Annotated in this window: 23 protein-coding genes and 1 other RNA gene; 14 read left to right on the top strand and 10 right to left on the bottom strand. The window is 60.6% G+C overall.

Features of this window, described 5'->3' with window-relative positions:
* Positions 1-32: 32 nt before the first annotated feature.
* Positions 33-1,442: a hypothetical protein gene (locus E8E68_RS15345; protein WP_280342624.1), complete on the bottom strand. Its 1,410-nt coding sequence runs from the start codon at positions 1,440-1,442 to the stop codon at positions 33-35.
* 112 nt (positions 1,443-1,554) lie between these two features.
* A complete protein-coding gene (locus tag E8E68_RS15340) occupies positions 1,555-2,034 on the bottom strand; it encodes an Lrp/AsnC family transcriptional regulator (RefSeq protein WP_110742588.1) in 480 nt (159 codons plus the stop codon).
* Between the two features lie 127 nt (positions 2,035-2,161).
* On the opposite strand from E8E68_RS15340, the gene E8E68_RS15335 reads away from it, so the two are divergent.
* Complete coding sequence (locus E8E68_RS15335; protein WP_266031879.1) at positions 2,162-3,376, top strand: methionine gamma-lyase; 1,215 nt, start codon at positions 2,162-2,164, stop codon at positions 3,374-3,376.
* Between the two features lie 72 nt (positions 3,377-3,448).
* Here E8E68_RS15335 and E8E68_RS15330 read toward each other — a convergent pair whose 3' ends face one another.
* Positions 3,449-3,718: a hypothetical protein gene (locus E8E68_RS15330; RefSeq protein ID WP_280342621.1), complete on the bottom strand. Its 270-nt coding sequence runs from the start codon at positions 3,716-3,718 to the stop codon at positions 3,449-3,451.
* 576 nt (positions 3,719-4,294) lie between these two features.
* Positions 4,295-4,732, bottom strand: a complete 438-nt coding sequence (locus tag E8E68_RS15325; RefSeq protein WP_266031877.1) for a DUF1043 family protein — start codon at positions 4,730-4,732, stop codon at positions 4,295-4,297.
* Positions 4,733-4,867: 135 nt separating this feature from the next.
* Between E8E68_RS15325 and E8E68_RS15320 the strand changes: the two genes are divergently transcribed.
* From E8E68_RS15320 to zapE, 3 genes are all read left to right on the top strand, one after another.
* Positions 4,868-5,503: an alpha/beta fold hydrolase gene (locus tag E8E68_RS15320; RefSeq protein ID WP_266031876.1), complete on the top strand. Its 636-nt coding sequence runs from the start codon at positions 4,868-4,870 to the stop codon at positions 5,501-5,503.
* 25 nt (positions 5,504-5,528) lie between these two features.
* The gene (locus tag E8E68_RS15315; RefSeq protein ID WP_280342618.1) at positions 5,529-6,878 is read left to right on the top strand and encodes a tryptophan--tRNA ligase; all 1,350 of its coding nucleotides are present in this window, start codon (positions 5,529-5,531) and stop codon (positions 6,876-6,878) included.
* An 84-nt stretch (positions 6,879-6,962) separates the two neighbouring features.
* Entirely contained in the window at positions 6,963-8,057 is a 1,095-nt protein-coding gene (gene zapE / locus E8E68_RS15310; RefSeq protein ID WP_280342615.1) for a cell division protein ZapE, read from the top strand.
* A 94-nt stretch (positions 8,058-8,151) separates the two neighbouring features.
* On the opposite strand, the gene E8E68_RS15305 is transcribed toward zapE, so the two are convergent.
* Together E8E68_RS15305 and E8E68_RS15300 are read right to left on the bottom strand one after the other, a co-directional pair.
* Complete coding sequence (locus tag E8E68_RS15305) at positions 8,152-9,072, bottom strand: GlxA family transcriptional regulator (protein ID WP_177410697.1); 921 nt, start codon at positions 9,070-9,072, stop codon at positions 8,152-8,154.
* A gap of 210 nt (positions 9,073-9,282) precedes the next feature.
* Positions 9,283-10,323 (bottom strand): NADP(H)-dependent aldo-keto reductase, encoded by a 1,041-nt coding sequence (locus E8E68_RS15300; RefSeq protein WP_266031874.1) that lies wholly within the window; start codon positions 10,321-10,323, stop codon positions 9,283-9,285.
* A gap of 258 nt (positions 10,324-10,581) precedes the next feature.
* On the opposite strand from E8E68_RS15300, the gene rplM reads away from it, so the two are divergent.
* The 7 genes from rplM to E8E68_RS15265 all read left to right on the top strand — a co-directional run bounded on the left by rplM (position 10,582) and on the right by E8E68_RS15265 (position 15,447).
* Positions 10,582-11,010: a 50S ribosomal protein L13 gene (rplM, locus tag E8E68_RS15295; RefSeq protein ID WP_003251819.1), complete on the top strand. Its 429-nt coding sequence runs from the start codon at positions 10,582-10,584 to the stop codon at positions 11,008-11,010.
* A gap of 14 nt (positions 11,011-11,024) precedes the next feature.
* The gene (rpsI, locus tag E8E68_RS15290) at positions 11,025-11,417 is read left to right on the top strand and encodes a 30S ribosomal protein S9 (protein WP_003260797.1); all 393 of its coding nucleotides are present in this window, start codon (positions 11,025-11,027) and stop codon (positions 11,415-11,417) included.
* A gap of 263 nt (positions 11,418-11,680) precedes the next feature.
* Positions 11,681-12,274, top strand: coding sequence for a ubiquinol-cytochrome c reductase iron-sulfur subunit (petA, locus tag E8E68_RS15285; RefSeq protein ID WP_110742596.1), 594 nt, complete (start codon positions 11,681-11,683; stop codon positions 12,272-12,274).
* Positions 12,274-13,485, top strand: a complete 1,212-nt coding sequence (locus E8E68_RS15280; protein WP_266031885.1) for a cytochrome bc complex cytochrome b subunit — start codon at positions 12,274-12,276, stop codon at positions 13,483-13,485. The genes petA and E8E68_RS15280 overlap by 1 nt, the downstream gene beginning before the upstream one ends.
* Positions 13,485-14,264: a cytochrome c1 gene (locus E8E68_RS15275; RefSeq protein WP_110740498.1), complete on the top strand. Its 780-nt coding sequence runs from the start codon at positions 13,485-13,487 to the stop codon at positions 14,262-14,264. The genes E8E68_RS15280 and E8E68_RS15275 overlap by 1 nt, the downstream gene beginning before the upstream one ends.
* A 117-nt stretch (positions 14,265-14,381) precedes the next feature.
* Positions 14,382-15,005 carry a glutathione S-transferase N-terminal domain-containing protein gene (locus tag E8E68_RS15270; RefSeq protein ID WP_266031873.1) on the top strand — a complete coding sequence of 208 codons (624 nt, stop codon included), beginning with the start codon at positions 14,382-14,384 and terminating at the stop codon, positions 15,003-15,005.
* 10 nt (positions 15,006-15,015) lie between these two features.
* Positions 15,016-15,447, top strand: a complete 432-nt coding sequence (locus E8E68_RS15265) for a ClpXP protease specificity-enhancing factor (protein ID WP_280342600.1) — start codon at positions 15,016-15,018, stop codon at positions 15,445-15,447.
* Between the two features lie 197 nt (positions 15,448-15,644).
* Here E8E68_RS15265 and E8E68_RS15260 read toward each other — a convergent pair whose 3' ends face one another.
* From E8E68_RS15260 to E8E68_RS15245, 4 genes are all read right to left on the bottom strand, one after another.
* Complete coding sequence (locus tag E8E68_RS15260; RefSeq protein ID WP_110742600.1) at positions 15,645-16,223, bottom strand: BON domain-containing protein; 579 nt, start codon at positions 16,221-16,223, stop codon at positions 15,645-15,647.
* Positions 16,220-16,813, bottom strand: coding sequence for a phosphoheptose isomerase (locus E8E68_RS15255; protein ID WP_012274070.1), 594 nt, complete (start codon positions 16,811-16,813; stop codon positions 16,220-16,222). Before E8E68_RS15255 ends, E8E68_RS15260 begins: the two co-directional genes overlap by 4 nt.
* 86 nt (positions 16,814-16,899) lie before the next feature.
* On the bottom strand, positions 16,900-17,271 hold the full coding sequence (locus E8E68_RS15250; RefSeq protein WP_266031872.1) for a YraN family protein: 372 nt from the start codon (positions 17,269-17,271) through the stop codon (positions 16,900-16,902).
* On the bottom strand, positions 17,271-19,088 hold the full coding sequence (locus E8E68_RS15245; protein ID WP_110742602.1) for a penicillin-binding protein activator: 1,818 nt from the start codon (positions 19,086-19,088) through the stop codon (positions 17,271-17,273). The genes E8E68_RS15250 and E8E68_RS15245 overlap by 1 nt, the downstream gene beginning before the upstream one ends.
* 186 nt (positions 19,089-19,274) lie before the next feature.
* Here E8E68_RS15245 and rsmI point away from each other — a divergent pair, with 186 nt between their 5' ends.
* The 3 genes from rsmI to mraZ all read left to right on the top strand — a co-directional run bounded on the left by rsmI (position 19,275) and on the right by mraZ (position 21,354).
* Positions 19,275-20,150, top strand: coding sequence for a 16S rRNA (cytidine(1402)-2'-O)-methyltransferase (gene rsmI / locus E8E68_RS15240; RefSeq protein WP_266031871.1), 876 nt, complete (start codon positions 19,275-19,277; stop codon positions 20,148-20,150).
* Between the two features lie 67 nt (positions 20,151-20,217).
* Positions 20,218-20,590: RNase P RNA component class A (gene rnpB / locus E8E68_RS15235), an RNA gene on the top strand.
* Positions 20,591-20,898: 308 nt separating this feature from the next.
* Positions 20,899-21,354: a division/cell wall cluster transcriptional repressor MraZ gene (mraZ, locus tag E8E68_RS15230; RefSeq protein ID WP_004575120.1), complete on the top strand. Its 456-nt coding sequence runs from the start codon at positions 20,899-20,901 to the stop codon at positions 21,352-21,354.
* Positions 21,355-21,356 lie beyond the last annotated feature (2 nt).

Raw genomic sequence — 21,356 nt, 5'->3', positions numbered from 1 at the left:
GGCGTAAGGCTGGCTAGGGGGGTGCTGATCAGTTACCTACGCTCACTGTTACCCAGCGTTGATGGCCAGGCCATCGCGAGGGTGCCTACCGCAAGCGAGGAGATGGTAGTCGCAACGAGGCGGGAAATCGCCGTTGTGATCGCTTCGCTCAAAGCCTTATAAGGCGTTTCGGCCACCGCGAATGTTGCTATACCAATCGGGATTACGGCTGGCGTCGATCCCGCTAAACGCGCTTCATTGATATAAGAGATATTACGCCGCAGCGACTCTTGCCTTTGCCGCTCGGCTTCTGCAGCCAAGCGCTCGGCTTCGGCCTGCTGGCGTGCGGCTTCTTCCTGTGCAGCGAGTCGAGCCTTGAGGTTTTCCACTTCAGCCGCGCGCTGCATCAGGTTCTGCGTGGCACCCGCATATACCCCCAGAAATCTAACCGATTCGGTTAATGCCAGTGCCAGGTGGTATTCCTGCCAGCGGGGGCCTGCCCGGCGTAGCCGTTGCTCATCGACCAGATGCAAAAGCCCTTCAAGTTGAGGCTTCGACAGAGGGCCGTTGATGCGCGGGTTTTGATCTCGATACGGCGGGATTTGCGACTGCTTGGCCTGCACTAGGGCATCAGCGGTCGCCAGGTAGGCACTGAAGGTTTGGGCAAGCGTGAATGCGTCATCGATGACCGTTTGCCCCAGCTCATGCTGAAGGACATTAGGTAAACAATCGAAATGTATTTGTCGCTCTGTGTGGATCTGCGCTGTTCTACGCGCAATCACCTGCAACAAATCCAGCGGTTGCTGGCTGAGTTCTTCCTGATCTACCTGGCTTGCCAGTGCTTGAAGTTCGTCTGCCAATGCTTGGTGCTTCTGAGCTTCCAGGTGTAAACGGTACGTACCCTCCCAGGACTTCTGCAGCCTTGTGGCCCATTCCACACCTAATTCCTGGCCTGTGGTTGCTGCGAAGAAACCCGGGTCTAGAAACCGGCTCATCATTGAGTCGCCCCGCTTGTAGAAGGCGGGTACGCCAAAGTAGTTGTTGGCGTCGGGTAAAATCTGCAGATAACCATCACGAATCTGGCTGATGCGCGACGATAGGATTTGTTGCTCTGTAAAGAGTGTTGATGCCGCGCGGTTTGTACTGCTCGCTTCGGCTTTGATCTGGGCTTTGAGCGCGTTTATAGTTTCAGGAAGCTGTTTTATGTCATGCGCATACTTGTCTGAATAGTCCTTCTCGATGATTCGAAACTCTTCTGTCAGCACCCGGCGCGTGGAAATAACCCGAGCAATATCATTTTTGGTTGGACTGGTGCCGCGTGGATAACCATCGCTTAGCCCCCAGCCACCTGCGCCCGGCCCACCCCCACCCCCACCACCAATAAAACGCAGTTCAGTACCGGTGGGTGCTTGCGCGCTGATGTACAGTGCTTCATCCAGATAATACGTGTTGTCCCGTGCCATGTAGGTTCTCCGAATCACCACATGGACTAGGTTTACGTACATCGAATTTGCGGTATGTCAGCGGCAGCCTGTCAATCAGTAGGAAGCTTCGTGGTGCTCGGAAGGATCTGTCTCAGATGTGTTGTTCCGACACCGGTATCACCCGTTTCTCCTTCACCGCCTTGTAGGAAAAACTCGAGTAGATCTCCTTCACCCCTGGCAAGCGCTGCAGCACCTCGCGGGTGAATTCCCCGAACGACTCCAGGTCCCGCGCCAGAATCTCCAGCAGAAAGTCATAGCGCCCGGAGATGTTGTGGCAGGCAACGATTTCGGGAATTTCCATGAGCCGCTGTTCGAACGCCAGCGCCATGTCCTTGGTGTGCGAGTCCATCATGATGCTGACAAATGCAGTCACGCCGAACCCCAGCGATTTTGGCGAAAGGATGGCTTGGTAGCCGGTGATGTAGCCGTTGTCTTCCAGCAGCTTGACCCGTCGCCAGCAGGGCGAGGTGGTCAGGGCAACCTGGTCGGCGAGTTCGGCAACGGTCAGGCGGGCGTTGTGTTGCAGCGCAGCAAGCAGGGCGCGGTCGGTGCGGTCGAGGCTTGAAGGCATGATTTGCCCTCCTTATGTTGTATTTGTTGTTTTCTTTTCAAAGCAAACGCAAGTGCGTGGGTAATTTTGGAAAAAATAAGGCAGCTCGGTGGCATAAGCTTATAACAAACCACCAGAGGCTGTTGCCATGCGCGACTCCCATAACAACACCGGTTTTTCGACCCGGGCCATACACCATGGCTACGACCCGCTTTCCCACGGCGGCGCCTTGGTGCCACCGGTTTACCAGACTTCAACTTATGCCTTCCCTAGCGTCGAATACGGCGCGGCGTGCTTTGCCGGCGAGGAGGGCGGGCACGTCTACAGTCGCATTTCCAACCCGACCCTGGCCTTGCTGGAGCAGCGCATGGCCTCACTGGAGGGAGGAGAGGCAGGCCTGGCCCTGGCGTCGGGCATGGGGGCTGTCACCTCGACCCTGTGGACCTTGTTGCGGCCAGGTGACGAGCTCATCGTCGGGCGCACGGTGTATGGCTGCACCTTCGCGTTCATGCACCATGGCATCGGTGAGTTTGGGGTGAAGGTGTGCCATGTGGACCTCAATGACAGCAAGGCGCTAAAAGCGGCGATCAACCACAAGACGCGAATGATCTACTTCGAAACCCCGGCGAACCCGAACATGCAGTTGGTCGATATCGCGGCGGTGGCGGAGGCGGCGCAAGGGCATGACCTGCACATCGTGGTCGACAACACTTACTGCACGCCCTATCTGCAGCGGCCGCTGGAACTGGGTGCCGACCTGGTGGTGCATTCGGCGACCAAATACCTCAGCGGCCACGGTGATGTCACGGCCGGGCTGGTGATCGGACGCAAGGCGCTGATAGACCGGATTCGCCTTGAGGGCCTCAAGGACATGACGGGGGCGGTGCTGTCACCGCACGATGCCTCGCTGTTGATGCGGGGTATCAAGACGCTCGCACTGCGCATGGATCGTCATTGCACCAATGCCCAGCAGGTTGCCGAGTTTCTGGAGCGCCAGCCCCAGGTGGAGCTGATCCAGTATCCGGGGCTGGCGTCGTTCGCCCAGTACGAACTGGCGAAACGGCAGATGCGCATGCCGGGCGGGATGATCGCTTTCGAGCTCAAAGGCGGGGTCGAGGCTGGGCGGCGCTTCATGAATGCGCTGCAACTGTTTGCCCGGGCGGTGAGCCTGGGTGATGCCGAATCCCTGGCGCAGCATCCGGCGAGCATGACCCATTCCAGCTATACGCCCGAAGAACGGGCGCATCACGGAATTTCCGAGGGCTTGGTGCGGTTGTCAGTAGGGCTGGAGGATGCCGAGGACCTGCTGGCGGATGTCGAGCAGGCATTGCAGGCTTGCTGCCAGGTCGCAGCCACCCCCTGATGCCTGTCAGTCAAGCCTTGGTGGCACCATGGGGCCGCATCGTGGCCCTGCCACGGCGTGTTAGTGCTCGCATTAAACCTCGTCTGGGTGATTGAGGTAAGCGGCGTTTCTCTCAACGATGTTCAGGCGCAACTCAAGGGGTTGCTGGCCCTTCTTGCAGATATAGGTGAACGGGATCCCGTTGAAGGTGCGCAGCATGAGGGGTTCCTGTCTGCCTGCTGGCGCCAGGCGCACGATCGCCTGGTCGTCGAGGTCCTCGAAGGAAATTCGCGAGTTATTGGTGTCAAGCAAGTCAAAAAGCGTCGGGTAGGCACCATTGAGCGGTGAACGGAAGGCACCCACGCAGTCCTCATCATGTATGTAAAGCGCGAGCCCGAAGCGCACCTGGAGCGGACGAACAGCCGGTAGCCATTATCCACGCGGCGGAAGTAGAGGCTCAAAGGGGGAAGTTCCAGCGTGTCCGGGACATGGCCCAGGTAAAACGACTGGTCCCGCTTGGCAGGTTGTTTGGCCGGCGCAGGGGCTTTCTGAGTGTTGGCCTGGTTCCTCGACCGCCTGAGGGCGTTGATGCGGAACATTCGGCCGGCAAATCCGGCCATCGCCAGGCCGCCTGAGGTCAGGGGGCCAGATTTGTTGGGTGGCGTCTTTTCCAGTTCGGCGGGCCCGCCGTGCAGTTGGTCGAGGAAGTGCATCGTGCCATCTACGGCTTCGACGGTGGCAATGAAAGAGCGTTGTCGATAAGTCAGCATAGGTCTGCTCCGGGTTGAGGGACTTATGCAGGATGTGGAAGTGCTAGAGCGTCCGGCAGCAGGAAATGCGGCCTGAGATGGGGTACGAAGGCTACGCCTTGTGGGTGGCAGGTGTGTCTGGAGGGGTGAAACAGGAGGAGGGGCTAGCCCACTCCTCCTTGGCAATCGATCAACGCTTGAGCCCGTAGCTCTCGTCGAGCATGCCCGGCGAGTTAGGTACCTTCGGCGCGTAGTCGCGTGGCACTTCGGCAGTGTCCTTCGGCGGGGTCAGGCGGTCACGCGGGCCCTGAGTGCCTTCGGAGTGCAGCGCGGCCAGCAAGCGCTGGCGGGTCAGTTCGTCGAGCGCCAGGGTGTTGGCGCCGTCGGCCAGGTGATCCTGGACATCCTGGTAGCTCTGGGTCAGCTTCTTGACCAGTACTGCAGTGCTGTTGAAGTGGGTCACCACTTCGTTCTGGTAGCTGTCGAAACGTTTCTGCATTTCGTCCAGCTGACGCTGGGTGCTGCTAGGCGCCGCGTTGGGCAGCAGGCGGGCCACGACGAAACCAACCACCACACCGATGACCAGGGCCAGGGTCGGCAACAACCAAACAAGGAGCGAGAGTTCCACGAGTCCTTCCTCTATAAACGGCTTTGCTTTACGTTAACGGCTCAGACCTGCGCTGTATACCGCGAGCGATCGCAAATCAGAACAGAATTCCTCACCTAGACGAATAGACCCTCCCCGAGGTCACGGAGTAGTGCCTTGCTTGTCCGCGAAACCCCCTTGTTCATCGATGGCCCCAGCGGCCAGTTGGAAGCCTTGTACCTGGACGTGGCCGATGCCCGTGGCGCGGTGCTGATCTGCCATCCCAACCCGGTCCAGGGCGGCACCATGCTCAATAAGGTGGTCTCGACACTGCAGCGCACCGCCCGTGATGCCGGCTATGTGACCCTGCGCTTCAACTACCGCGGCGTCGGCCAGAGTGCCGGCAGCCATGATATGGGGGCTGGCGAGGTGGCCGATGCCGAGGCGGCGGCGGCCTGGTTGCGTGCCAAGCATCCTGGGTTGCCGTTGGTGCTGATGGGCTTCTCGTTCGGTGGCTTCGTCGCCACCAGCCTGGCTGGTCGCCTGGAAGCCCGTGGCGTGGCCGTGCAGCAGTTGTTCATGATCGCCCCGGCGGTGATGCGCCTGACCGCCGACTTCCCGCTACCGCAGCGCTGCCCGATCGCGGTGGTGCAGCCTGATGCCGACGAAGTCGTCGATCCGCAGCTGGTTTACGCATGGTCCGACGCACTGGGGCGCCCCCATGAGCTGCTGAAAGTGGCAGAATGCGGACACTTCTTCCATGGCAAGCTGACCGATCTGAAGGATCTGCTGCTGCCGCGCCTTTCGAACTGAGCCAAGCCTGAATAAGCGAACACCCATGACCACGCGCATTCTTACCGGTATCACCACCACCGGCACACCGCACCTGGGCAACTACGCCGGCGCCATCCGCCCGGCGATCCGTGCCAGCCAGCAGCCCGGTGTCAACTCGTTCTACTTCCTGGCCGACTACCACGCCCTGATCAAGTGCGATGACCCGCTGCGCATCCAGCGCTCGCGTCTGGAAATCGCCGCCACCTGGCTGGCCGGTGGCCTGGACCCGGACAAGGTAACCTTCTACCGGCAGTCCGATATCCCTGAAATCCCCGAGCTGACCTGGCTGCTGACCTGCGTTGCGGCCAAGGGCCTGCTCAACCGCGCACACGCCTACAAGGCCTCGGTGGACAAGAACGTTGAAGCGGGCGAAGACCCGGATGCCGGCGTGACCATGGGCTTGTTCAGCTACCCGGTACTGATGGCCGCAGACATCCTGATGTTCAATGCCAACAAGGTGCCGGTCGGCCGTGACCAGATCCAGCACGTGGAAATGGCCCGCGACATCGGCCAGCGCTTCAATCACCTGTTTGGCCAAGGCCAGGACTTTTTCGCCCTCCCAGAGGCGGTGATCGAAGAAAGCGTCGCAACCCTGCCGGGCCTGGACGGGCGCAAGATGTCCAAGAGCTACGACAACACCATCCCGTTGTTCACCAGCGCCAAGGACATGAAAGACGCCATCTCCCGCATCGTCACCGATTCGCGTGCCCCGGGCGAGGCGAAAGACCCAGACAATTCGCACCTGTTCACCCTGTATCAGGCCTTCTCGACGCCGGAGCAATGCGCCGGCTTCCGCGATGAGCTGTTAGAGGGGCTGGGCTGGGGCGATGCCAAGCAGCGCCTGTTCCAGCTGCTCGATGGCCAGTTGGCCGAGAAGCGCGAGTATTACCATCAGCTGATCGCCCGCCCGGCGGACCTCGAAGACATCCTGCTGGCTGGCGCTGCCAAGGCCCGCAAGATTGCCACACCGTTCCTCGAGCAACTGCGCGAGGCGGTTGGCCTGCGTTCGTTCCGCAGCAGCGTGCAGGCCAGCGCCGAAGTGAAGAAAAAGGCCGCGAAGAGCGCACGGTTCGTCAGCTTCCGTGACGAAGATGGCAGCTTCCGCTTCCGCCTGCTGGCCGCCGACGGCGAGCAGCTGTTGCTGTCGCGCAGCTTTGCCGACGGCAAGAGTGCCGGTGCGTTGAGCAAGCAGCTGCAGCAGGGTGGTGAGGCCGATGTGCGTCTTGAAGGCCTGGGCTTCGCCCTGTGGCTGAACGGTGAGCAGGTTGCCGAAGGGCCGCAGTACGACAGTGCTGAAGCCCGTGATGCAGCTATTCAAAGCCTGCGTGAGGCCCTGGCACCACAGCAAGGCTGAGGCATATTGACGCAAGTCTGATTGCCATAAAGCGGGCCTGTCGCTACAGTGACGGCCCGTTTTTTGTTGCCTCGCTAACGAATCATGACTCCCTTAGAACGCTATCAAGCAGATCTGAAACGTCCCGACTTCTTCCATGACGCGGCGCAGGAAACTGCGGTGCGTCACCTGCAGCGCCTGTACGACGACCTGGTACAGGCGCAGAACAACAAGCCGGGCGTATTCGGCAAGCTGTTCGGCAAGAAAGAGCAGACCCCGGTCAAGGGCCTGTATTTCTGGGGTGGGGTAGGGCGAGGCAAGACCTACCTGGTCGATACCTTCTACGAAGCGCTGCCGTTCAAGCAGAAGATGCGTACGCACTTCCACCGCTTCATGAAGCGTGTGCACGAGGAAATGAAAACCCTCAAGGGCGAGAAGAACCCGCTGACCCTCATCGCCAAGCGCTTCAGCGAAGAAGCCAAGGTGATCTGCTTCGACGAATTCTTCGTTTCGGACATTACCGACGCGATGATCCTCGGCACCCTGATGGAAGAGCTGTTCAAGAACGGTGTATCGCTGGTGGCCACGTCCAACATCGTGCCGGACGGCCTATACAAGGACGGCCTGCAGCGTGCGCGCTTCCTGCCGGCGATCGCCATGATCAAGCAGTACACCGATGTGGTGAACGTCGACAGTGGGGTCGACTACCGTCTGCGCCACCTGGAGCAGGCCGAGCTGTTCCACTACCCGCTCAACGATGCGGCGCACCAGAGCATGCGTGCCAGCTTCAAGGCACTGACCCCTGAGTGCACCCAGGCGGTCGAGGACGACGTGCTGATGATCGAGAACCGCCCGATCCATGCGCTGCGTACTTGCGACGACGTCGCCTGGTTCGATTTCCGCGCCCTGTGCGACGGCCCGCGCAGCCAGAACGACTACATCGAACTGGGCAAGATTTTCCATGCCGTGCTGCTGAGCAACGTCGAACAGATGAGTGTCACCACCGACGACATTGCCCGCCGCTTCATCAACATGGTCGACGAGTTCTACGACCGTAACGTCAAGCTGATCATTTCGGCTGAGGTGGAGCTGAAGGACCTGTATACCGGTGGTCGTCTGGCCTTCGAGTTTCAGCGTACCCTGAGCCGGTTGCTGGAGATGCAGTCGCACGAGTTCCTGTCTCGCGCACACAAGCCTTGAGAGCTTTGGGGTCGCTCCTGCATGGGTCGGCGTACGCAGGCCATTGAGGGGCGGCCTTGTGTCGCGACAGGGCTGCAGCGCAGCCCCGCGGCCCTCAAGCCTCTTGCATGAACTGCTGGCGATACTGGTTCGGCGACAGCTCGGTGTGCTGGCGGAACAAGCGCGCAAAGAAACTGGCATCGTCATAACCGACCTCATAGCTGATGGTCTTGATGCTCTTGCGCGTGCTTGACAACAACCCCTTGGCTGTCTCGATGCGTAGCCGTTGCAGGTAGTGCAGCGGCTTGTCACCCGTTGCGCCCTGGAACCGGCGCATGAAGTTGCGGATGCTCATGCCGTGGTTGCGGGCCACATCCTCGAAGCGGAACTTGTCGGCGAAGTGCTCTTCGAGCCAGTGCTGGATCTGCAGGATGATCAGGTCCTGGTGCAGTTTCTGCCCGCCAAAGCCCATGCGCCCCGGGGTGTAGTTGCGCTGCACTTCATAGAGGATGTCGCGCGACACGGCCCGCGCCACGTTGGCGCCGCAGAACCGCTCGATCAGGTAGATATACAGGTCGCAGGCCGAAGTGGCTCCGCCGGCACAATAGATATTGTCGGCGTCGGTCAGGTGCTTGTCCTGGTTCAGGCGGATCTTCGGGAAGCGTTCGGCAAAGCTGCTGAAGAAGCGCCAGTAGGTGGTCGCCTCCTTGCCGTCGAGCAGGCCGGACTCGGCCAGCCAGAATACACCGCTGGCCTCGGCGCACAGCACCGCGCCGCGCGCATGCTGTTCGCGCAGCCACGGCAGCACCTGTGGATAATGTTGCAACAGGTTGTCGAAGTCGTCCCAGTAGGCCGGCAGGATGATCACATCGGCATCGTCCAGGCCTCCGTCGACCGGTAGCTGTACATTGCTGAAGCTGTCCACGGGTTGGCCGTCGGGGCTCACCAGGCGGATCTCGAACATCGGCTGCAAGCCCAGGCCCAGCTGCTTGCTGTAGCGCAGGCTGGCGAGGTGGAAGAAGTCCTTGGCCTGCATCAAGGTAGAAGCGAACACCTTGTCAATGGCCAGGATGCTGACGCGCCGCAGCGACGCGGGGGGTTGGGTAAACATCATTGTCATTGTTCTTATAGGGTAGAGTGGTCAATCACCGGCTGGATCGTCTTATTTTTTGGCGATTGTGTCTACCCCGCGTAGCAGCGGGGCTGCTTTGCCAGGGATTGAGCGGCGAAGCAGCCCTTTTTTAGCTCAAGGCGCCGGGTTCGGCTGCGCCTGGTGTATGGCTTCGATCGCTGCCAGTAGCTCATCGCTCAGGCTTAGATCAAGGCTCGCCAGGTTGCTGTCCAGTTGTTGCAGGTTGGTTGCGCCAATGATGTTGCTGGTGACGAACGGCTGCCGGGTAACGAACGCCAGGGCCATTTGTGCCGGGTCCAGGCCGTGCTCACGGGCCAGTTGCACGTAGCGGCTGCAGGCGGCCACGGTCTGCGGGTTGGAGTAACGGGCAAAGCGGCTGAACAAGGTCAGGCGGGCGTGGTCCGGGCGTGCGCCGTTCTCGTACTTGCCCGACAGCATGCCGAACGCCAGTGGGGAATAGGCCAGCAGGCCACATTGCTCGCGAATGGCCACTTCGGCCAGGCCCACTTCGAAGCTGCGGTTGAGCAGGTTGTACGGGTTCTGGATCGACACCGCCCGTGGCCAGCCACGGCTGTCGGCCAGTTGCAGGAACTTCATGGTGCCCCACGGGGTTTCGTTGGACAGGCCGATGTGGCGGATCTTGCCCGCGCGCACCTGTTCGTCGAGCACTTCGAGGGTTTCTTCCAGCGGGGTGAAGTGATCCTGCGGCAGGTGCTGGTAGCCCAGCTTGCCGAAGAAGTTGGTGCTGCGTTCCGGCCAGTGCAGCTGGTACAGGTCGATGCGATCGGTCTGCAGGCGCTTGAGGCTTTCTTCCAGCGCCGCGACGATGTGCTGGCGGTTGTGCTTGAGCTGGCCGTCGCGGATGTGGCTGATGCCGTTGCCGGGGCCAGCGACCTTGCTGGCCAGGACCCAGTCATCGCGATCGCCGTTGGTCTTGAACCAGTTGCCGATGATGCGTTCGGTAGCGGCGTAGGTTTCCGGGCGAGGCGGCACCGGGTACATCTCGGCGGTGTCGATGAAGTTGACCCCGGCGGCCTTGGCCCGGGCAATCTGTTCAAAGGCCTCGGCCTGGACGTTCTGTTCGCCCCAGGTCATGGTGCCCAGGCACAGGGCGCTGACGTTGAGGTCGGTACGGCCGAGCTGGCGGTATTCCATCGGTTAGACACTCCTTGGCAATAGAAGCCCATCAAAGCAGGTTGAAATTTTTCGCGCAATCTGGATAATTCAGCCCCTCTCCGCGTGGCGGAAGTGATGCACCATCACGCAGGAAGAACCCCGTCGAACATTGGCGTGCCCGACCCGAGCCCCCAAAAGCGTCTGTGTTCGGCTGCGCGCTTGCCCTTGGCAAGCTGTGCACTATCCAGTAAGATTCGCCGTCTATTTTTCGCTGGGCGGCCTCTGAGGCTTTAGAGAATGAAAACTTTTACTGCTAAACCGGAAACAGTAAAGCGCGAGTGGTTCGTAGTTGACGCCGCTGGCCAGACCCTGGGTCGTCTGGCTACCGAAATCGCTACCCGTCTGCGTGGCAAACACAAACCAGAATACACCCCTCACGTTGACACCGGCGACTACATCGTCGTTATCAACGCCGAGCAGGTTCGTGTGACTGGTGCCAAGTCTTCCGACAAAATGTACTACTCCCACTCCGGCTTCCCGGGCGGTATCAAGGAAATCAACTTCGAGAAGTTGATCGCCAAGGCCCCTGAGCGTGTTATCGAAACCGCGGTCAAAGGCATGCTGCCTAAGAACCCGCTGGGTCGCGACATGTACCGCAAGCTGAAAGTGTACGCGGGTGCTGCTCACCCACACACTGCTCAGCAGCCTCAAGAACTGAAGATCTAACGGGATAGTTCATTATGTCGGCGACTCAAAATTACGGCACTGGCCGTCGCAAGACCGCAACCGCTCGCGTATTCCTGCGTCCGGGTACTGGTAACATCTCCATCAACAACCGTTCTCTGGACGTGTTCTTCGGTCGCGAAACCGCTCGCATGGTTGTTCGCCAGCCACTCGAGCTGACCGAAACCGTTGAGAAGTTCGACATCTACGTCACCGTTTCCGGTGGTGGTGTCAGCGGTCAGGCCGGTGCGATCCGTCACGGTATCACCCGCGCTCTGATGGAATACGACGAAACCCTGCGTGGCGCTCTGCGTCGTGCTGGCTACGTCACCCGCGACGCTCGTGAAGTCGAGCGTAAGAAAGTGGGTCTGCGTAAAGCGCGTAAGCGTCCTCAGTACTCCAAGCGTTAATACCGCTTCGGCAGTCGAAAAAAGCCCGGTTCCTTGGAACCGGGCTTTTTTTTTGGCTTGAACTAACCTGTCAGCATGTCCGTGATCGCTGGCCGCATAGACGCAGATCAAGCAAAGCGAGGGTTGTAGCCCGGACCAGGGGTAATCACCTTGTCAGTGTGTGGATTTGTTTCTTACCATGGCGGCCAATTTTTAGTGCCACAGACATTACCTAAGTACAGGTCAGGTCCAACTGGCCAAGCAAGCTGATGGGAGAGGACTGAATGAGCAATGACGGCGTCAACGCAGGCCGGCGCCGCTTCCTCGTAGCCGCGACATCCGTGGTCGGGGCAGCGGGGGCAGTGGGGGCTGCGGTACCGTTCGTGGGGTCATGGTTTCCCAGTGCCAAGGCGAAAGCCGCGGGCGCACCGGTGAAGGTCAATATCGCCAAGGTCGAGGCCGGGCAGCAGATGGTGGCCGAGTGGCGTGGCCAGCCGGTGTTCATCGTTCGGCGTACGGAGGAAATCCTCGGCAACCTGAAGAAAATTACCGGCGATTTGTCTGATCCAGAATCCAAGGCTTCGGTGCAGCCGACCTATGTCGACCCCGAGGTTCGCTCGATCAAGCCGGAAATCCTCATCCTCGTCGGCCTGTGCACGCATCTGGGCTGCTCGCCCACCTTCCGTCCAGAGGTTGCGCCTGCCGACCTTGGCCCGAAATGGGTGGGTGGCTACTTCTGCCCGTGCCACGGTTCCCACTACGACCTGGCTGGCCGTGTCTACAAATCGCAGCCGGCGCCTCTCAACCTGCCCGTGCCGCCGCACTCTTACGAGACGGACGACATCATCGTCATCGGCGTCGACCAGGAGAAAGCATGATGAGCAAGTTCATGGACTGGATTGATGCTCGCTTCCCCGCGACCAAGATGTGGGAAGACCACCTGAGCAAGTATTACGCGCCCAAGAACTTCAACTTCCTGTACTTCTTCGGCTCCCTGGCGTTGCTGGTGCTGGTCAACCAGATCGTCACCGGTGTGTGGTTGACCATGAGCTTCACGCCCTCGGCGGAAGAGGCGTTCGCCTCGGTCGAGTACATCATGCGTGACGTGGAGTACGGCTGGATCCTCCGCTACCTGCACTCTACCGGTGCTTCGGCGTTCTTCATCGTGGTCTACCTGCACATGTTCCGCGGCTTGCTCTACGGCTCGTACCAGAAGCCGCGCGAGCTGGTCTGGCTGTTCGGCATGCTGATCTACCTGGCGCTGATGGCCGAGGCTTTCATGGGCTACCTGCTGCCGTGGGGCCAAATGTCGTACTGGGGGGCCCAGGTGATCATCTCGCTGTTCGGTGCTATCCCGGTGATCGGTGGCGACCTTACCCAGTGGATCCGCGGTGACTACCTGATCTCGGGTATCACCCTCAACCGCTTCTTTGCCCTGCACGTCGTCGCCTTGCCCATCGTCATCCTGGGCCTGGTGGTGCTGCACATCCTGGCCCTGCACGAAGTGGGCTCGAACAACCCCGATGGCGTGGACATCAAGAAGAAGAAGGACGAAAACGGCATCCCGCTGGACGGCATTCCGTTCCATCCCTACTACACGGTGAAAGACATTGTCGGCGTGGTGGTGTTCCTGTTCGTGTTCTGCGCCGTGGTGTTCTTCTTCCCGGAAATGGGGGGTTACTTCCTGGAGAAACCAAACTTCGAGCAGGCCAACGCCTTCAAGACACCGGAGCACATCGCCCCCGTGTGGTACTTCACACCGTTCTACGCGATTCTGCGCGCGGTGCCTGACAAGCTCATGGGGGTGATCGCCATGGGCGCGGCCATCGCCGTGCTGTTCGTACTGCCGTGGCTCGATCGCAGCCCGGTGCGCTCCATGCGTTACAAGGGCTGGATCAGCAAGGTCTTCCTGCTGGTGTTCTGTGTGGCCTTCGTCATCCTCGGCGTGCTGGGCGTACTGGCGCCGACACCTGGGCGTACCTTGCTGTCGCAAGTGTGCACGGTGTTGTACTTCGCCTACTTCCTGCTGATGCCGTTCTACACAAGGCTCGAGAAGACCAAACCGGTTCCGGAAAGGGTGACTGGCTGATGAAAAAGTTGATTGCAGTATTTTTGCTGGCAGTGATGCCTGCCTTTTCTTTCGCTGCCGAACACGGCCTGGAGTTGGACAAGGTCGATATCGACCTAACCGACAAGGCTGCCATGCAGGACGGTGCACGAACCTTCGCCAACTATTGCATGGGTTGTCACAGTGCCAAGTTTCAGCGCTACGAGCGGGTGGCCGACGACCTGGGTATCCCGCACGAGCTGATGCTCGAGAAGCTGGTGTTCACCGGTGCGAAGATCGGCGACCACATGCAGATCGGCATGAAACCCAGTGACGCCAAGACCTGGTTCGGCGCGGCACCGCCCGACCTGACCCTGGTCGCCCGGGTGCGTGGCACTGACTGGCTGTACACCTACCTGCGCAGCTTCTACGAGGACCCGTCACGGCCTTACGGGGTGAACAACAAGGTGTTCCCGAACGTTGGCATGCCCAACGTGCTGGTGGGCCTGCAGGGTAACCAGGTAATTGGCTGCAAGCAGGTGCAGACCGTTACCGACGGCAAGAAGCAATTCGACCCATTGACCGGCAGCCCGATTACCCATGAAGCCTGTGACCAGCTGACCATCACGCCGAAATCCGGTACCCTGACGACCGAGCAGTTCGACGAGAAGGTCAAGAACCTGGTGACCTTCCTGGCTTATTCGGCCAACCCGGTCAAACTGGAAAGCCAGCGCATCGGTACCTACGTGTTGCTGTACCTGGCTTTCTTCTTCGTATTCGCCTATTTGCTCAAGCGTGAGTACTGGAAGGACGTGCACTGATCACGCAGTAATTTCTGGTTGTTGAGCGCGCCCGGGGTGCCCTAGCAAAACAGCTAGGGCACCCCGGGCGCGTTTTCATTTACAGTTGTACACGCATTTCGTGCGAGGAGCCGCTACATGGGCGCAACCAACAGGTTAGCCTGCTATTCCGACCCCGCTGACCACTATTCTCATCGGGTACGCCTGGTGCTGGCCGAGAAGGGCGTCAGCGTGCAGGTCATCGATGTCGATCCTGCTCGTTTGCCGCCCAAATTGGCCGAGGTCAATCCGTACGGCAGCGTGCCGACCCTGGTTGACCGGGACCTGGCATTGTATGAGCCGACCGTGGTGATGGAATACCTCGACGAGCGTTACCCGCACCCGCCGCTGATGCCGGTTTATCCGGTGGCACGCGGTAACAGCCGTTTGCTGATGCACCGTATTCAGCGCGACTGGTGTGCGTTGGCCGACACCGTACTCGATCCGCGCAGCAGGGAAGCTGCCCGTACCGAAGCGCGCAAGGCCCTGCGCGAAAGCCTGACCGGCGTTTCGCCGCTGTTCAATGAGTTCGCTTGTTTCATGAGCGATGAGCAAAGCCTGGTCGATTGTTGTCTATTGCCCATACTCTGGCGCTTGCCAGTGTTGGGTATCGAGTTGCCGCGGCAAGCCAAGCCGCTGCTGGATTACATGGAGCGTCAGTTCGCCCGCGAGCCTTTCCAGGCGAGCTTGTCCTCCGTTGAACGTGAAATGCGCAAGCTTTAAGGAGCCGTTGATGAACTCCAGTCGCCCCTATCTGGTTCGAGCACTGTACGAGTGGATCGTCGACAACGATTGCACGCCCCATATGCTGGTCAATGCCGAGTTCCCCAAGGTGCAGGTGCCTGATGGTTTCGCCAGTGATGGCCAGATCGTCCTGAATATTTCGCCAAGTGCTGTGCGTGGCCTCAAGATGGAAAACGATGCGGTCAGCTTTGAGGGCCGATTCAGCGGCGTGACCCATTCGCTGTTCGTGCCGGTTGGCGCCATCCTGGGGGTCTACGCCCGCGAAAATGGTCAGGGTATGGTCTTCGAGCTGGAGCCGTCGTTGATGGAAGACGACTTCGCAGACGATGATGATGTGCGGCCGGATGACGATGGCCCGCCCGAAGGTGGTGGTCAGCCACCGCGCCCTACAGGGCGGCCAAGCCTGAAAGTGGTCAAGTAACAAAAAAGGCGATCCAACCGGATCGCCTTTTTTCTGGCAGTGAGATTGCAATGTCGCGTCCTACAAAGAAGGCGGCCGCGTGCGCCTGTCACAGGCGTTACTGGCCCGAAACAAGCGTAGGAGCGAGCGTTAGCTCGCGATGCGCCGCGCGGGCGGCGCCCGGTCTCGCAGGCGCTAACAATCTCAAGCAAGCGCAATCAGTCGATGTACTCGAACAGCTTGACGATTTTCTGCACGCCCGACACGCCCTGCACCACGGCAGTGGCCGAGTTGGCCTCCTGCTGGGTAACCAGGCCGAGCAGGTAGACGATGCCGTTCTCGGTGATCACCTTGATGCGCGAGCTGGGCACGGCATTGTCGGTCAGCATCTGGGTCTTGATCTTGGTAGTCAGCCAGGCGTCGTTGTTGCGTGCCAGGATCGAGGAGGGCTGCATCACCTGCAGCTCGTTGTGCACCTTCTTCACCCGCTGTACCTGGCTGGCAGTCTGCTCGGCCAGGCTCTTGAGCTCGGCACGAGGGGTCTGGCCGGCCAGCAGGACGATGCCGTTGTAGCTGCTGACGACAATGTGCGAGCCCTTGTCCAGGTCCGGGTTGGCCTTGGAAATGTTCACCGCAGCCTTGGTTTCGATCAGTGAGTCGTCGATCTTGCTGCCAATGGTGCGCGTACCGCGATCGTCTTCGATCGGCGAATTGCGGGTAGAGGTCAGTACCGAGCTGCAACCGGTGACGCTCAGGCACAGGGTCAGGGCCATCAGGCCGAGGCGCATAGGGGTCATTCTTCACTCCCGAACAGTTGGCTGTCGATCAGATCGCACAGGCAGTGGATCGCCAGCAGGTGGACTTCCTGGATGCGCGCGGTAACCGTCGAGGGTACGCGGATTTCCACGTCCTCTGGCAGCAGCAGTGAAGCCATGCCGCCGCCGTCACGGCCCGTCAATGCTACGACAATCATTTCGCGGTCATGTGCGGCCTGGATCGCCTGGATCACGTTGGCCGAATTGCCGCTGGTGGAGATCGCCAGCAGAACGTCGCCAGGTTGGCCCAGGGCGCGGATCTGCTTGGAAAAAACTTCGTTGTAGCTGTAGTCGTTGGCGATCGAGGTCAGGGTAGAGCTGTCGGTGGTCAGCGCGATGGCCGGCAAGCTCGGGCGTTCGCGCTCGAAGCGGTTCAGCAGCTCGGATGAAAAGTGCTGGGCATCGCCGGCCGAGCCGCCATTGCCGCAGGCGAGCATCTTGCCCTCGTTGAGCAGTGCATTGACCATGACCAGGCTGGCCTGCTCGATGTGCGGTGCCAGGATGTCCATTGCCTGTTGCTTGGTATCGATGCTGGCCTGAAACAGCCGGCGAATTCGGGATTGCATGTCCATCTGGTGACCTTAAATGGGGCGGTGGCCTTTGCTACGCGCAACAACGACCAGCCCGCGATACATAGAGCAAAAAAAACGTAATGGGTTCAGCATTCGAAGGCGTTTTTCAGCCATTGAAGCGGTCTGCCTGCATGGTGGCTGCCCTGCAGGGCGACTACGTCGAAGCGGCAGGGGTGGTTGCCCCAGTGGGGCTCCTTCTGCAGGAACAGGCTGGCGGCAAGCACCAACCGTTTCTGCTTGCGCCCGTCGATACTGTCGAGGGCACCTCCGAAGCCCGCGTGAAACCGGTAGCGGACTTCGACGAATACTACTGTATCGGTGTCGAGCATGACCAGATCAAGCTCACCGCCTTTGCATCGCCAGTTACGTGCCAGCAGTTGCAGCCCCTGCCCTTGAAGGTATTCAAGGGCCTGGGTTTCTGCCGCTTGCCCGGCGCTGGTAGGCGACGCTGCAGCCATCAGCGTGGGGTGTCGGGCAGGCGTTTAACCTGGCCGCCGGCAAATTCGGCCCATGGCAGCTGGCGCTCGATGCGCTGGTTGGCGTTGACGCTCAGGCTGCCCGAAAGGCCGAGGACGCGGTTGTCCGGCAGCGCTTTCAGCTGGCCCAGGCGCGGTGCCAGGCTATAGGCATCGACGCCCATGGCGTACAGGCGGCCCAGGCTGCCGGCCGCTTGCGGCCACTGCTGCACTACCTGCTGGCGCAGGCTGTTGCTGGTATCAAGCAGCCATGGCGTTTCGCAGAAGCGGATGCCGTTCATGTCGTTGTACTGGTTGACGTCACCGCTGGCGCTGTACAGGTTCGAGGTGGCGTATACCGGCACGTCACCGGCGTACTGGAAATTCAGGGTCGGCTTGATCTGCTGCGCCTGCTGCGGGGTCGAGGCGAGGAAGATGAAGTCGATGTCCTGGCGGCGCGACGGTTGCGCAGCGATGCTGCCGCCCACGGTGCTTTGCAAGCTCTTGGCGCGGCCTTCGCTCTGGCGCAACTGGAACAGGTCGGCAATTTGCTGGGCCAGCGCTACCGGCTGGGCGATGCGCTCGGCGGCGAGCAGGGTGCCGCCATTGCCTTCCCAGTCCTGGCGGAAGGCGGCCAGCACGCGATCGCCCCATTCGCCGCTCGGCACCAGGGCCACGGCGCGGACCATGCCATCGGCACGGGCGCGGCGGGCCACTTCACGGGCTTCGTCTTCGGCAGCCAGGCCAAACTGGAACAGTTGCGGTGGGGCCTTCTGGCCGGCGTCGGCATAGTTCAGGGCCAGGGTGGTGATTGGCAACTGCGGCTTGGCGGCCAGTTGCTTGACCAGCGGTTTTTCCAACGGGCCGATGACCAGTTGCACGCCTGCGGCCTGGGCCTGGCGATAGAAGTCGTCGAGCGAGCCGATGCGCGAACTGTCGAACACCTGCACGGCAGGTGCCGGCTGGCCGGCTTGCTGGGCCTGGAAGTGCGCAGCCATGAAGCCGTCACGCAGGGCGCGGGCAACGCCGGCCAGCGGGCCTTCCTGGGGCAGCAGCAGGGCGATCTTGGTCAGCGGCTGGCTGGCCAGTTCCTTGAGTTTGGTCAGTGCCAGTGGCAGTTGCTGGGCAGCAGGGTGGTCCGGGTGCTGCTTGACCCAGGTGTCGATGGCGCCTTGCTGCTGTTCCAGGGTGCCGGCGCTCTTCACGGCAAAGGCCAGGCTGGTCCAGCCGTTCAGGGTCTGGTCATTGCCAGGCTGCTGCAACTGTTCGGCCGGCAGCGAGGCCACCAGGGCCCAGATGGCGTCATTGTTGGCGCTGGCGGCCTGGCCGCTGAGCAGCGGGGCCAGCAGGACGCGCTGCTGCGCGGCAGCCAGGGCCTGGCCGTCGGCCTCGAGTGCGGCGGCGTGCACGCTATAGGTGCGCACTTGCTGCTCTGCCGGCAATTCGGCAACGCGCTGCAGGCTGGGGTGGGCCAAGGCGGTCAGGGCCGCCTTGGGCTGGTTGCGGCTCATGGCCAGTTCGGCAGCGAGGGTGCTGGCGAACACTTGCTGGGCCGGCTTGAGCGTGTCCAGCGGAACTTGCTCGAGAATGCGTGCGGCGCGGGGGAAGTCCTTCTGCTTGTAGGCCAGGTCGGCCGCGCTCAGGCGCAGCAGGGCGGCGTCTTCCGCAGATTTGCTGGAAGCGGCCTTTTCGAGCAGTTGCTCGATGCTGGCATCCGGGGTGCGTGGCAGTTCGCCCAGGCTGGATGAGGGCGAGCTGGCGCAGGCTGCGAGCAGGGCAGCGAGGCAGAGGGCTGTGAGCAGCCGCAGGCAAGCGATCATGTAAAGGTCCTGTTACTCGATCAAGTTGGCCGGCAATTGTACCCAAGCACTGGCCGGGGCGCGATGTTGCCGTGTCGATCCTTCACTATAGGTGGCTTGCCGCTGACCGCCGGTGAAGTTCTTTGCGCCCTGTTGCAGGCGCTCGGGCTACAATGGCGCCTTTGATCCGAATGACAGGTGTGCGCAGTGACTGATGTGGCAGGGGCTTCGAAATCCTCGGTGGGAACGCTGTATGTAGTGGCAACCCCCATCGGCAACCTTGACGACATGAGTGCACGGGCGCTGAAAGTGCTGGCGGACGTGGCGCTGATCGCCGCCGAAGACACCCGCCATTCGATCCGCCTGCTGCAGCACTTTGGTATCGATACGCCGCTGGCGGCCTGCCATGAGCACAATGAGCGCGACGAAGGTGGGCGTTTTCTCACCAAGCTGCTGGCTGGCGAAAATGTGGCGCTGGTCTCCGATGCCGGTACGCCGCTGATTTCCGACCCGGGCTACCACTTGGTTCGCCAGGCCCGGGCTGCCGGGGTGAACGTGGTGCCAGTGCCGGGCGCTTGTGCCTTGATCGCTGCACTGTCGGCAGCCGGCCTGCCGTCAGACCGTTTCATCTTCGAAGGCTTTCTGCCGGCCAAGCAGGCCGGGCGTCGGGCGCGCCTGGAGCAGGTAAAGGAAGAGCCGCGCACGCTGATTTTCTATGAGGCACCGCACCGCATCCTCGAATGCCTTGAAGACATGGAAACGGTATTCGGGGGCGAGCGCCCGGCGCTGCTGGCGCGCGAGCTGACCAAGACCTTCGAGACGCTCAAGGGCCTGCCGCTGGCGGAATTGCGTGCATTCGTTGCCGGTGACAGCAACCAGCAGCGCGGTGAGTGCGTGGTGCTGGTCGGTGGCTGGAGTGCGCCTGAGGGCGAGCAGGCGGTCAGCACCGAGGCAATGCGTGTGCTCGACTTGCTGCTGGCGGAGTTGCCGCTCAAGCGCGCGGCTGCGCTGGCAGCGGAAATCACTGGCGTGCGCAAGAATCTTTTGTATCAAGCGGCACTGGATAAACAGAAAGCTCAGTAATGGCTCAATGACATACATTGAGCTATCACTTGTTCTTGAGCGCGCGTGCCGGTAACCTTGTCGGCGGAGAGTCGATCGGACAGTCGCTGCCTGTTTTTGTTCCGCTACTTTGTAGAGCAAAAGCGGGGGGAGGAAAGTCCGGGCTCCATAGGGCAGAGTGCCAGGTAACGCCTGGGAGGCGCGAGCCTACGGAAAGTGCCACAGAAAATAACCGCCTAAGCACTTCGGTGCCGGTAAGGGTGAAAAGGTGCGGTAAGAGCGCACCGCACGACTGGCAACAGTTCGTGGCTAGGTAAACCCCACTCGGAGCAAGACCAAATAGGGTTCCATCAGGCGTGGCCCGCGTCGGAACCGGGTAGGTTGCTAGAGGCGTCCAGTGATGGCCGTCGTAGAGGAATGACTGTCCTCGACAAAACCCGGCTTACAGATCGACTCTCCACCTTTCCTTTCCTGCTTCATTCGGTTGCAGATCCCCTCTGGTAATACCGAAAAAATCTTACTCTTGATAAATCACTTTAACTTCGAACTCTATGGGCTTGCCTGGGTTTGATTTTTATCGTGTTTTTTTCGCGTTGGTAGTCCTTCCACTTTCCTTTATCGCGCTAAATCTCGGTCCTGTAAGGCTTTTCCTTCCGAACGTGCCTTGACGGTGCAGCGGGCGGATTCCTATAGTGTGCGCAAGTGGCAGAAAGTGGGATGAAGTGGGTTTTCTGGCACAAAAAAGCTAACATTGTGGGGAATCGCAGCCGTGTTCCGCGGAGCCAACGCCGTCAGCCTCGATGCCAAGGGCCGTCTCGCCATGCCGAGCCGGTACCGTGACGAGCTCGATTCGCGTTGCAATGGTCAGCTGATCGTGACCATCGACGCCGTAGACCCCTGCTTGTGTGTATACCCGCTCGATGAGTGGGAACAGATAGAAGCCAAGTTGCGTGCCTTGCCATCGTTGCGTGAGGAAAACCGCCGCCTGCAGCGTTTGCTGATCGGTAATGCGGTTGACCTGGAGCTCGATGGCAGTGGGCGTTTCCTGGTGCCGCCCCGCCTGCGTGAATACGCCAAGCTCGACAAGAAGGCGATGCTGGTGGGGCAACTGAACAAATTCCAGCTGTGGGATGAAGATGCCTGGAACGCGGTTTCGGCAGCCGACCTTGCAGCTATTCAACAACCGGGCGCCATGCCCGACGAATTGCGTGACCTGATCCTGTGACC

The organism is Pseudomonas sp. BN607 (assembly GCF_029871175.1).
GTDB lineage: Bacteria > Pseudomonadota > Gammaproteobacteria > Pseudomonadales > Pseudomonadaceae > Aquipseudomonas.
The sequence above is the reverse complement of the archived record's forward strand: the minus strand, read 5'-3'. Positions and strand labels throughout refer to the sequence as shown.